General features: G+C 36.8%; 14 protein-coding genes. 3 read left to right on the top strand and 11 right to left on the bottom strand.

Translation table 11 applies throughout. The features are described from left to right. Window positions 1–57 precede the first annotated feature (57 nt). From MKY80_RS19965 to MKY80_RS19980, 4 genes are all read right to left on the bottom strand, one after another. Window positions 58–759, bottom strand: coding sequence for an amino acid racemase (locus tag MKY80_RS19965; protein WP_008173579.1), 702 nt, complete (start codon window positions 757–759; stop codon window positions 58–60). Then, a complete protein-coding gene (locus MKY80_RS19970; RefSeq protein WP_089986814.1) occupies window positions 756–1,988 on the bottom strand; it encodes an ATP-grasp domain-containing protein in 1,233 nt (410 codons plus the stop codon). Before MKY80_RS19970 ends, MKY80_RS19965 begins: the two co-directional genes overlap by 4 nt. A 57-nt stretch (window positions 1,989–2,045) precedes the next feature. After that, window positions 2,046–2,999 (bottom strand): C39 family peptidase, encoded by a 954-nt coding sequence (locus MKY80_RS19975; RefSeq protein ID WP_258955274.1) that lies wholly within the window; start codon window positions 2,997–2,999, stop codon window positions 2,046–2,048. A 217-nt stretch (window positions 3,000–3,216) separates the two neighbouring features. Continuing rightward, window positions 3,217–4,713: a long-chain fatty acid--CoA ligase gene (locus MKY80_RS19980; RefSeq protein ID WP_090002976.1), complete on the bottom strand. Its 1,497-nt coding sequence runs from the start codon at window positions 4,711–4,713 to the stop codon at window positions 3,217–3,219. 249 nt (window positions 4,714–4,962) lie between these two features. Here MKY80_RS19980 and MKY80_RS19985 point away from each other — a divergent pair, with 249 nt between their 5' ends. Further along, the gene (locus MKY80_RS19985) at window positions 4,963–5,568 is read left to right on the top strand and encodes a metallophosphoesterase family protein (protein WP_008173587.1); all 606 of its coding nucleotides are present in this window, start codon (window positions 4,963–4,965) and stop codon (window positions 5,566–5,568) included. A 45-nt stretch (window positions 5,569–5,613) separates the two neighbouring features. Here MKY80_RS19985 and MKY80_RS19990 read toward each other — a convergent pair whose 3' ends face one another. From MKY80_RS19990 to MKY80_RS20015, 6 genes are all read right to left on the bottom strand, one after another. Beyond that, entirely contained in the window at window positions 5,614–7,365 is a 1,752-nt protein-coding gene (locus tag MKY80_RS19990) for a methyl-accepting chemotaxis protein (protein WP_090002977.1), read from the bottom strand. A gap of 277 nt (window positions 7,366–7,642) precedes the next feature. Then, window positions 7,643–8,227, bottom strand: a complete 585-nt coding sequence (locus MKY80_RS19995) for a DUF305 domain-containing protein (RefSeq protein ID WP_008173590.1) — start codon at window positions 8,225–8,227, stop codon at window positions 7,643–7,645. A gap of 76 nt (window positions 8,228–8,303) precedes the next feature. After that, entirely contained in the window at window positions 8,304–8,537 is a 234-nt protein-coding gene (locus MKY80_RS20000) for a cysteine-rich CWC family protein (protein ID WP_096365897.1), read from the bottom strand. A gap of 49 nt (window positions 8,538–8,586) precedes the next feature. Next, window positions 8,587–8,784 carry a hypothetical protein gene (locus MKY80_RS20005; RefSeq protein WP_008173593.1) on the bottom strand — a complete coding sequence of 66 codons (198 nt, stop codon included), beginning with the start codon at window positions 8,782–8,784 and terminating at the stop codon, window positions 8,587–8,589. Between the two features lie 13 nt (window positions 8,785–8,797). Further along, complete coding sequence (locus MKY80_RS20010) at window positions 8,798–9,007, bottom strand: hypothetical protein (protein ID WP_025115801.1); 210 nt, start codon at window positions 9,005–9,007, stop codon at window positions 8,798–8,800. Window positions 9,008–9,052: 45 nt separating this feature from the next. Beyond that, complete coding sequence (locus MKY80_RS20015; RefSeq protein WP_043989606.1) at window positions 9,053–9,286, bottom strand: hypothetical protein; 234 nt, start codon at window positions 9,284–9,286, stop codon at window positions 9,053–9,055. A gap of 121 nt (window positions 9,287–9,407) precedes the next feature. Here MKY80_RS20015 and MKY80_RS20020 point away from each other — a divergent pair, with 121 nt between their 5' ends. Continuing rightward, window positions 9,408–9,902, top strand: a complete 495-nt coding sequence (locus MKY80_RS20020; protein ID WP_043989608.1) for a L,D-transpeptidase family protein — start codon at window positions 9,408–9,410, stop codon at window positions 9,900–9,902. Window positions 9,903–9,941: 39 nt separating this feature from the next. On the opposite strand, the gene MKY80_RS20025 is transcribed toward MKY80_RS20020, so the two are convergent. Then, window positions 9,942–10,706, bottom strand: a complete 765-nt coding sequence (locus MKY80_RS20025) for a DUF2935 domain-containing protein (protein ID WP_090002997.1) — start codon at window positions 10,704–10,706, stop codon at window positions 9,942–9,944. A gap of 211 nt (window positions 10,707–10,917) precedes the next feature. On the opposite strand from MKY80_RS20025, the gene MKY80_RS20030 reads away from it, so the two are divergent. Next, window positions 10,918–12,588, top strand: a complete 1,671-nt coding sequence (locus MKY80_RS20030) for a ribonuclease J (RefSeq protein WP_089986810.1) — start codon at window positions 10,918–10,920, stop codon at window positions 12,586–12,588. Window positions 12,589–12,617 lie beyond the last annotated feature (29 nt).

Below are 12,617 nucleotides of genomic sequence, written 5' to 3' on the forward strand. Positions count from 1 at the left end.
TTTTTTGAAGACTTACAGCCTACCCATGTAAAGCAAGCAGATTCTTTCTATACATTCCTAATCGATTAGCTCATAACCACATGCTAAAATAGCACACTCCGCTAAAACGATTAATGAATCGATATATATATTACTTAATTTTAAATCTCGATTGACAATAGATAGCTCCGTACAACCCAATACGAGACGATCACAGTTTAGAGCTAGCATGGCATCTTCAATTGGTTGCCAATCATCCTGTGTGACATTCTTACCCGCTTTAACATAATCGTAAATAATGGTCATCACATGGGCTCTCATCTCATTATCTGGTACAACCGGTGTAATTCCATATTCTTCTAACGCATCTTGGTACATGCGTGAAGTCAATGTACCAGTTGTCGCTAAAATACCAACACGCTCTGCTCCCAATTCGGATGCACGCTTCGCCGTTTCACGAATCATATGCAAAACAGGAATCGGGGAGCCTTCCTGGATCTCGTCATAAAAAGTATGAGCCGTATTACACGGAATGGCAATCATATCAGCTCCAACAGAAGCCAACTTTTTTGCATCCTCAATTATAACAGGCACTGGGTTTTCTTTCGTATTATCTAAAATAAAAGCCGTACGGTCAGGAATATTTGTATCATTATCAATAATGGTATGTAAATGCTCCTGATCTTTTTGCGCCTTTGTTCGTCTTACAATCATTTCACCAATAAACATCGTTGCTAGTGGACCAACTCCACCTATTATACCTAAAGTTTGTTTTTTCATGAGTTAGACAGACCTTTGTTATTAAAATATTTCTTATATTTGCGATAAAAATTTAAATTATCAACAGTTACATTCAACCAACGTTTGGCATTCATATCCTTATAATTAAAAATAGAATCTGTCGCCATTCCTTGTCGAATTAGACTTTTTGCTTCAATAATAAGTTGTTCATTTTGTACATATTTGAAAAGGACACCATTTGGTACGATTGTCCAAAGATGTTTATTTTGCACGTATGTTAGTGGCTGTTTACTTCCTCGAACATAATCGTCTGCAACATATTGCATAAGGTTATAGCCACTAGCTGTCACATAATAATTGGAAAGCTCATTATGTAATTCGATACTTAACAATTTATAGTGTCCATCACGCTCATCATATTTCATATCAAATGTAGCAAATCCATGGAATTGAATGGCTTCTAGAAATGTCTTCACATTTTCCATTAAAGTCGGATTATAGGCTGTCATAATAGCCACATAACGACCAATCCCCTCTGGTGAATGCTCTTCTAGAATCGGATTTCCTACAGCAAGAAGCTTCGCTTTCCCATCTTGTCCTACATAAGCATTCACAACACACATATTCGCATCTTCTCCAGGAATATATTGCTGAATCATAAGATCATCTCGATAGGCTGATTCCTTATAAATAGCATGGAATATGCTATCCTTTTCTACTTTATCATGTGCAATATATACTTTTTTCTTTCCAGGAAAAATACATGTGGCATACTTTGTCATATTCATCGGTTTAATGACAATTGGGTAGTCAAATGTCATTTCGTACTCTTCATAATCATTAACTGTGCATACATGCATAGCTGGGTATTGAAAACCAAATTGTGCACACAGCTCATACATACTTTCACGAGTTAGCAGCTGATGTGCAAGAGTAGTATCCACATAAGGAACTAAAAAATCCTCTATCAATTCATCTTTATGTTCTACGATTTTTTTGACATAAAATTCATCACAGGCTAATAGCAGTAATTTTTTTTCAGGGAACTCCTGCGCTATTGCCTTTAGTGCTGTCACAAATCGTTCTTCTATATGAAGTCTCGGCACTTCACGGAAGGTCAGTAAATCACTTTGTTGAATTTTTTCCATATTCGTATGATTTAATGCAAGTGGCTTCACACCATAGGCTTCGTAAAATGCTCTGGCCATGCCATAAGCATTCATTTCATCGCCTAGTAAAACCGGTAAAAAAGCGTGCTCAATGGCCATTCTACTCAACTCACTTTTTACGTTTTTATTAGTGTAACATACTTCCTAATAGCTAGTTTATTTATGTACAGCTACTGCCTGTTCACCTAATTCATGATAGCTTTTAAAGAACTGGTCCACATTATAAGTGACATAGCCCTTTAACGGGTCCATTACTACTACCTTATCACCTAAATGTCCAGTTAACACAACAGCGTGTAAATTCATAAAAGCGTCCTGCGAAGTAGTCGCTCCTTTATAAATCCAACCTCTATCTGCCCTTTTTTTAGGCTTCGATAAATCCAGCGTCACCCATGTCACGACAGGAATTCCCTCACGAACAAGCTGCAAAATATCTTCCTGTGAGGCATTTCTCATATCTGTCACACGTAAATCAGCTTGTTTATCTGCAATAGCTGCCTCCGCTGCCTTAACAATTGGAGCAGCAAATACATACATACCATGAGCTTTATCACGAGGATTACCTGCAAAAGCCTCATTTGGATTTGGTCCAAACCGTTGATTGCCTACAATACGTATTTCTTGCTTTGGTAAATAGTTATCAGCCATTTCAAGCTTTGACACATTTATTCCAAAGTAATTTAACACGGCTGTGAGTGAAGTTATTTCACAGCCATGTGGAAGCTCAGGGTTTTGCATCACCACAGGAACATCTAGCTCTTGTTCGTCTCTTGTAAAATGGGTCTGCAATCTAAAATATGGTTTTGTCGTATCATACGTAAAATTTTCGATGGTTGTATAGCCATCATTTGCCGCACTATTTTCAAGGGTCGTTGCCGCAACAGCATATTCTCGTCCCTCTTTTAGCTTCGAAAATATAGCTTCTCCCTCTTCAGAACCAATAGCTTCTTCTACAACATTACCTGTCTGTACATCTGTGACCGTGATATAAAGATTAGCAATTGGTGCACCACTATTAAATTCTACCGTTAATACTGTTAATTGATTTTTATTTTCCGCATCTTGCTGTGAAAATGGCTGACAGCTAGAAAGTAACATTATGATCAACATGCCGATAAGTAAAAGGCGTTTATACCCCGTCCACAAGACAAATTCCGCTCCTATTCTAAATCGAAGGGTCACCCCTTCTCCATTCTTTTAATTTAATTTGTCGTAGACTTTATTATACGATACTTTGAAAGAGGTTCCTATTTTATCTTGTTTCAGAGAATTTTTTTTGCATCGAAAACGAAACTTTAAGGAAAATTAACAGTCAAAACTTTTTTTCTCAAATCGTACTTACTTTAGGTCGTAATGTATGCTTTAGAACTTTACCAGAAGCATTGCGTGGCAGTTCAGTTAAACATTCTATTTCATACGGTATTTTATATTTGGCAAGCTGTGATTGACAATAGGATAGAATATTTTCCTCATCGAGTGACTTACCTTCCTTAAATACGACAAAGGCTTTGGGCACCTCTCCATACACTTCATGCGGTAATCCAACTACTGCTGCCTCTAAAATTTCAGGCAATTGATACAATACTTCCTCCACTTCAATAGGGTAAATATTTTCACCACCTCGGATGATCATATCTTTTTTTCGATCAACAATATATAAATAGCCTTCCTCATCAAAACGCCCTAAATCTCCTGAATATAGCCAACCATCTATAATCGTTCTAGCTGTTTCTTCAGGATTACGTAAATAGCCCTTCATCACCTGTGGTCCCCTTACACATATCTCGCCTACTTCACCAGCGGGAACCTCCTTACCTTCACTATCAACTACTCGAACCTCTGTCTGCCCTAATGGCTTCCCAACGGAGCCTATTTTCGTTAAGGCATCTGTATCTAATAAAGATGTGGCTGCAGGTGTATTTTCTGTTTGACCATATAAATTTTGTACATTCACATTTGAAAATGCCTCTTTCACTTGTTTAACAAGCTCATAGGGCATTGGGGCAGCCCCGTAACATAATAAACGCAAATGGCTAAAGCTATGTTCCTTAAAACCTGGCGTATTTAATATGATCGTATACATAGATGGAACACCAAAGAAGATGGTTGCCTCTGTTATTGCAATCTGCGCTAATGTTTTAGTTGGTGAAAAGGCTTCTTCTATCACGACTGTCCCGCCTTGATAAAACATGGGCATAGCAAAGACATGAAGTCCTGCACAGTGAAATAATGGTGTACAAATAAACATCCTGTCCTTGTTAGACATTTTCATGGAAGATGACCAAATATCAGCTGTAGCTACAATATTTTCATGAGTTAGCATCACGCCTTTTGGTTTACCAGTTGTACCTGAAGTGTACATAACAACCGCAGTATCATTGGCCTCCAACTGTACTACAGCTCTTACTAAATTAGTATTTTTAAAGATATTATTCATCGTTTGAAATCCAATAACATGTTGGAATGAATAGGATACATCCTCTAGCGCTTCAGCTAATCTTTCATCATAAATGAGTCCCTTTGCTTGTGAATGATTAAAAATAAATTCAACCTCTGGAGCTGCTAATTTAGTATTAATTGGCATAGCTACGTAGCCAGCTAATTGCACACCTAAATAAGCAATTAAAAATAAATCTGAATTGAGGGTATATAGAGCAATGACATCGTCTTTTTTATAATTTTGCTCCTGTAAATAAGCTGCAAATCTTTCGACACATTTGTAAAACTCACGATAACTTAGCTTTTTCCCATCATATAAGGTCGCAATTTCACTAGGCTGTTGCACAGCATACTTTTCAAGAATATCCGTCATGTACATCGTCATTATAAGCCCTCCAAAAATTTGTTTTTTTATTGCTAGATAGAGTCAACATCAATGGCAAATTACTAGACTGCTAAAATTTCAGAAAATTATGATTTTATTTTATCAAGCATTGAATTCCTTGGCAATTTTTCCATACATTCAAAATATGTAGGTAAACTAACGAAATATTCTTAGACGTTTTACTTTTCTAGCAATTTCTATTAGGTGTATGATAATTATACGATTATTTATAGGAAAGGCCGGGTTTGCATGCTATATGCACTTTTAGGAGATTTACATTCTAATATAGAAGATACGAAAGCTGTTCTCACTCATATTCAGCAGACAGCAAAGGAAGCAAAAATCATTGGATTAGGTGATTTATATGAATGCACGATTAGTAAGAAAAAAGCCCAAACGATGTCTGGGTTATCTTTACAAAGAGCAGCGATCGTTGAAAATAAATTTGAGGAACTGTTAACCTTCCCCTCTATACGAGGCAATCAAGAAGAACGTATTACACAGGTGACGGGCATTGAGCGCTTTAGGGCGTTACCTGAAACAATGGAGATTGATGGCGCCACACTTATGCATGGGCATCAATTTAAATGGAGTGTAAGCTGGCAGCCAACATTCCCACCCTTTCAAAAGCCATTGTTCTTCTTTGGTCATAGTCATGAATCAGGTCTTTATCACCAGCAGAAAAAATTACCGATTCGTATTCGCTACGGACAACCTATTGTATTACAAAATAAACAATACGGTGTAAATGTTGGCTCCGTTGTAGATCACCGTGAATGGTGTCTGTATGATAGTGAAAAGCGGACCATAACCTTTATGTGTGTACCTTCTGTTGATGAAGGAACAGTGTCTTAAACATAAAAAGAGCAAGCTAATCTGCTCTTAGCTTGCTCCCCGTTTTTAATGAATGTATTGTTTTTTTCCGTCCAATAGAATTTCCTTTAACGCTTTGAGTTTGTCAATGACTACAAAGGATTCTTCCGAAATTTCCTTCAAGTATTTTTCTGCCTCATTTTTATGTCCTACATTATATTCACGCACTGCTTTTTTAGCAATTTCATGGACATGAATAAATGGCTGTTCTAATTCTACATACACACGTTCATCACCTAATAGCTTTTTGCCAGTGCCATAATACCATTCACCAAGACGCGATTCTTTTGGCGAGCCTACATCTTGCTCTGTCATCGTTTCAAAGCCTAGCAGTAAATTATAAATTTTCCAGCGCCATAATAAATGATCGGTAATGGCTAATTCAATGATGTCCTCTTGGCTAATAATAAAGTTTTTAGAAATCGTTGATGAACGGTATCCATCGATCATTTTACTTAATTTATAAATAGCAGAGCCCATATCAAAAACGATGACTTTACTTTTTTGCATACTTTCTGTAATTGTATGGTTGCGTTCAGATATCGTTGTAGCGGATTGAGCTTGTACCTTTGTTGTTGTAGCTATTTCCTCAAAGCGAGCCCCTTGCTGCTGTAAATTTTTATTTAACTCTGCAAGTGTTTGAGTGATATGTAGTGTATCTGTAACACCTTGATGTAAGTCTTGTGAAAATTGAGTCGTTAAAGAGCTAATATTGTTAGTAATATGCAGTAGCTCCTGTATATCTGTATGTATGGATTTGACAGATGTACTTGTATCATCGGCAAGCTTCCGAACCTCTTCTGCGACGACAGCAAAGCCCTTTCCTGCTTCCCCCGCGCGGGCTGCTTCAATCGATGCATTTAAAGCTAATAAGTTCGTTTGATCTGCAATTCTTTGAATCAATTCCATCAGCTTCGCTACACTATTTACACGTTCAACGAGACGTTTAATATCCTCCTGCATGGATTTATGTCCTTCATCTGTTGTTTGTAAGATCGTTGATACTTGGTGTAACGAATCTAAATCCTGGTTTAATTTTTTTAAAGCAAGCTTTGTTTGCTCTGAAATATCGCCTACAGATGTAGCAATATCTTCAATGCTTTCATCTAGTTCATGCATCGATTGATCTGCTGCAATGATTTCCTGTTGCTGTATTTCTTGAAATTCAATGAGTTCCTTCACTGTATCCAACTGTGTGTTATAAGTAATGATTTCACCTAATCCATTCACTACGGAACCGGCTTGTATTTCTATATAGGTTTCTAAAATAATTTGCTGATCGATTGTTACTAGGCTATCATACGACAATAGGACATCCAGCATCTTCTCTTGATCACGTGATAATTCTTTTACAATTAGTGGAATAATTAACTGATTAATTAATGTATAGGCAGAAATCATCCAGTTCGGTAATACGCCTATTCGTGCATGTATATATGCTATTTTACGTCGCTTAAATACATAATCTAAATCTAATTCATCGTCAAACAGACTTATAAAGTGTGAATCGAATAACCCTTTTAAACGTTCGACTGTTGAATGTGTATGAATTACTTGGTTAAATTCTGATATTTCCAACAAACGATCATAAAAGTTGTCGAGTATATGCTGTCGATTGTTTTCATAAATTTTACGTAAGAACCCAACAGATTCTCTCCTAATTCTTGATAGAGCTAGAAAATCCAATTTTTCTTTAAAGCGCTCATTCGCCTCAATGTCAGAATTTTTAGCGGCTGAGAAATAATCATAATTTTGATTAATCTTCTTCCTTTTGAACACAATAACCACTCCCGTTTGTCTAAAGTACATGCATGTAGAAACTACTATTTATAAACGAATAATTGAATTTCCTTCATTACCTTCATCTAATAAAACATTTATATTTTACCAACAACAGAAAGTCAAAAATAGATTCTCAAAAAAATCTTTACACTATCTTATTTACTTGTCCACTTTATTGACATTTTTCTTTGATAAACACTATTTCCACGCAGAAAAAGCGCTAAAACCATGATTGATCTTAGCGCCTTCTTCCTATATAAACATTTAGTTACTACTAGCACTCGCAATCGCAATTTTGTAAACTATCCAGTAACTTTTCCATAGCCTCTAGTTGCTCACAAAGCGTTTGAATCATGCATTTTAGAATTGGGATTAATTCTTGGCAAATACAAAATCTTAGCACATTTTGCGCTAATCGTATTCCGCCCTGATGATGGACAATCATTTCCCTTAAGTAGTTGATGTTAATGCTATTGGAAACTGGTGGTGCACACATTGCATTAAACATAGCTTCTGTAATTTCTTTATAAGCACACATATACTCGTATAATTCATACTCTGAATTTTGTACAACACAGCATCTATTTTGTAGTGCTTCAAGACTTTCAAGCATTTCTGTATGTGTTCGGATGATTTCTAATGCAAGATTTTGTACAGGAATATTTGTCGTGAAGCGTAAAACATTTTCTGACATTTGAATTGCTGCTATTTGATATGGGATGATTTGCTTTATAAAATTTTCTGAAATACTACAAGTAATGGTTACATAGGTCATGCCCTGCATCATCTTTTTAAGGATGCGTTGATATTCCTCTAAATATATCTGTGTGACATTACTAAGTTCAATAGGTCTAGCCATTAGACACACTCCTTTCAGAGTAATGTATGCCCGCTAGGTTGTTGTGCGATAGACAATTGTACCAATTGCGCAATTTTTACAGGAACGTCATGATAGTTATAAGTTCTACGGACTCTTCTTTATATGTATCTAGGCATGCTTGACAAATACATGTATTCGTTATGGTCATATTTAACAATTGTTCTGGAAAGTTCTGTGTCATACACCAACATTCTTTTTCCCCTTTGGCGACTCCACAATGATTTTCTTTCCCACATCTTGGGCATCTCTTTTCCGACATAGTCTTGGCCCCCCATTCTTTTTCCATCATTGTAAAGGAAAAAAGGAAGAGCACTCAAGACCTTACTCCTCCCCAGTCACTATTGATGCTTGTGAATTTCTTGTTTCACTTCATCTATATTGGTGTCACTATATATAGCCGTCCCATGTCCACCCTGTTTAGCCAATAATGCTTTTACCTCATTGTAGGATAATCCTGCCTCGGCATTTTTCTGCTTCACTTCATGAATATCTGTGCCCGAAACTGTGAATGGAGCTTCTCCACTTTCTCTATTCATTGTTTGCTACCCCCTATAATTCATCCGGCTGTAATTCAATCAATTCATCGCCTTCTCTTCCCACTCTCTTATTGAGTTCCTCAATAGGGATGGCATCAACAGTTTGCATATCCTCATGCAAATCGAAAAGACTAATTGTATCTGATTCAACCATGTCAGGTTTGTCTTTACTACTTAAATTCATAAATATTTTCTTTTCATGTGGTATTTGTTCTTTGTCCATCATGCCACACTCCTTTCTTCTTTAATGTGTGTAATGATGAACAGATTATGTGTCTTTCCTTTTAGCACTTTTATCGATGCGATGGTACTCAGAAATTTGAATGACACGTACATGCCTGGTATGCAATTCATGATAAATACCTCTGCTATCTGTAAAGGAGATATATTGATCCCGTTCACTCTTTACCAAATTCTCTGCTTCTTGCTGTGACTCGATAAAGATAAACCTTCTGACATAATGTATTTCATCAAAAAAATACGTAATTTTAAATTCCCTCATGATATATGCTCCTTAACAATACGGTGTTACTGCTTATTCTATCCAAAGTCCTGAACAATCCATAACATCATTCATAAGTAGCATATAGTATAATCATAACCTGTATAAAGGAGGATGGACGTTGATTCATACCGTTAAACCCGGCGAAACGTTAACTCAAATTTCCCGCGATTATCGTACCTCATTGTCTTCCATTATTGAGGCCAATCCAGGCATTCAACCAGACACTCTTTACGTCGGTCAACAAATTATAATACCTGGCTTTCCTGATCCTGAGACAATCCCATACCGTATTGAAATTTCTACAGAAAATCGTTGGCTACGCCTCTACAGAAATAATATCCTTCAAAAACAATACCCAATAGCAGTTGGACGTATGCTACACGAAACACCTGTTGGTAGTTTTATTATTATTAACAAAGATCCAAATCCTGGCGGCCCATTTGGAACTATGTGGATGAGTTTATCGAAGGAACACTACGGGATTCATGGCACGAATGATCCTAGCTCCATTGGGCATGCTGTTTCTCATGGCTGTATCCGAATGCAAAATCAAGATGTTGAAGAATTAGCTAGTATTGTTCCTATTGGGACTGAAGTAGTGATTCATCCATAATAATAAGGCTATCCAATGTGATAGCCTCCTCGCCTTCTTCTATTTTTCTCCTCTTGACTGTGCAAGCTTCATTAAATAGTATTGCTCTTCACGCCACATATGATCCGCCATAGGCGCTGTAAATGTACCTAAAACCTCTGCACTCAATTCCATCTCTTCTAACTCTTTTAAAAATGTTTTGAATAAAATCATTTCCAACTCAACATCCTTATTAAACCGGCTTAAAGCAGGAAAGGAATGCATATTCGTTCGTAAATAACCTGTTAATTCTACTGCCTTTAAATAAAATTGTTCAAAGTGTTTGGCAAACTCATTACTCTTTTGCTTCAATCTTTTTTCGACACCATCTAAATCATCCTGAATAATACCTGCATGTCCTGAAGCATCTAATAGCCAAATTAAATGATGGTGAAGCTCATGAAATATTGGTGGTACTTCGCCTTTTTTTAAATAATTGAGCACATTTTGATATTCTTCTAGTTCATTAACCATATGATTGACAAATGTTGGTGTTAAATGAATCCCAATATCTCCTGACAATTGATGTCTCAGTAGATGTAGTTTAAATTGTTTAAACTGCTCGACATTGTCATCCACGGTTATGGAGAAAGAGACTGCATTTGTACCATCAATAGATGACAAATAGGTAAGCAGCTGAGAGAATTGTTGGATAAAACTATTTGCCCTTTGAATGTCATCCTGTTCAGATGGATATAATGCGCCATGAATAAATTGCGCATGATTTTGCATGATTTCTAGCCAAAACCTATGCTCGAAAATTGCATGTTGCACAAAATTAGACAGAGTTAAACCTCCTTTGTTTTTCTTCACTATGAAAGAAGCTTGACGCTATCGTGCCAATTTTTTTAGTCCCCTCTATTTTATTCCTCATGAAATACAAATAGTAGTCTTCAGATCATCATGATCCATTTCGTATAGGATGAAACACTAAAAGCTATACTACCAATGGCTAAAGTAATTATTAGATGGAGTTACAACTTTAGGAGGGAGTACTTTGTCCACAAAGAAACAGTTATTATCCATTTTTGCCTTAGGTGGTATTAATGAAATTGGCAAGAATATGTATGTAGTTCAATATGCAGATGATATGATTCTTATTGATTGCGGAGCAAAATTTCCAGATGAAACCTTGCTCGGTATTGATTTGATCATCCCTGATATCACCTATTTGCTTGAAAATAAAGAAAAAGTTAAAGCTTTAATTGTGACGCATGGACATGAAGATCACATTGGTGGTATTCCATATCTCTTAAAAAAATTAAACGTTCCTGTTTATGCTACCCGCTTCACTTTAGGGCTGATCGAATTAAAATTAAAAGAACATAAGCTGCTCAGAGAAACTGACTTAATTGAAATTCAGGCTGACTCAGCACTCCATTTGGGAGAAATTGATGTAAGCTTCTTTAGAACTAACCATAGCATACCCGATTGCTTAGGAATCGTCCTTGCCACTCCTGAAGGAAATGTAGTGCATACTGGCGATTTCAAATTCGACTTAACACCTGTGAATAACCAATTCGCAGACATTCATAAAATGGCAGAAATTGGATCAAAAGGAGTGCTCGTTCTAATATCAGAAAGTACAAATGCCGAACGACCAGGCTTAACGCCCTCTGAGCAACTTGTTGGTCATCATATTGAGGAGGCCTTTTTCCATGCCGAGCGTAAAATTATCATCTCAACCTTTGCCTCAAATGTTAATCGTATTCAACAAATTGTGCATGCAACCATTGCCGCTAATCGAAAGCTAGCTTTATTAGGTCGTAGTATGGTAAATGTTGTAGATGTCGCTATTGAAAGAGGTTATTTATTTGTTCCAGATGATCTGTTAATAGATGCGCGTGAAGTTAAATACCTTCCCCCAGAGGAGGTAGTCGTTCTATGTACTGGCAGTCAAGGAGAGCCATTAGCAGCACTCGCACGTTTAGCAAATGGTAACCATCGGGAAGTAAAGGTTTTACCTGATGATATGGTTATTCTCGCAGCGTCTCCTATTCCAGGCAATGAAAAAGGAGTTTCTCGCATTGTTGATCATTTGTTTCAGCTTGGCGCAAAAGTCATATATGGTTCTTCCAATCATACGGGAATGCATGTTTCAGGACATGGCTATCAAGAAGATTTAAAACTTATGCTGACGTTTATGAAACCACAATTTTTTATTCCTATTCATGGCGAATTCCGTATGTTGCATCAGCACCGTTTATTAGCTGAGTCTGTTGGCGTTCAAAAGGGCCATACGTTTATTATGAAAAACGGAGATGTTGTGGATATTGAAAATGCGACAGCGAGACAAACACGCAAAGTTCCATCTGGGGATACGTATGTGGATGGAATCGGCATAGGTGAAGTAGAAGGTATTGTCCTGCGTGATCGCAAGCAGCTTTCTGAGGATGGAATGTTGGTTATTGTTTTAACCCTTAGCAAAGCAGACGGTGCTATTATTTCAGAGCCTGATACTATTTCTCGTGGCTTTGTGTTTGCAAAGGATTTCGAAGAGCTATTGAATAAAGTGAATGTGCTGACCAAAGAAATAATCAACGAGTTGCAGCAAGAAAGTAGACAAATACATGTCTTAAGACGAGAAATAAAAAAAGCTGTGGGTCAGTATTTATTTACACAAACAAAACGAAAACCTATGATTTTACCCATCATTATTGAAATATAATTAGTCGGTGCAAGGATTAATAAATCCAC

The sequence above is a fragment of the Lysinibacillus sp. FSL R5-0849 genome (genome assembly GCF_038595075.1).
Lineage (GTDB): Bacteria > Bacillota > Bacilli > Bacillales_A > Planococcaceae > Lysinibacillus > Lysinibacillus fusiformis.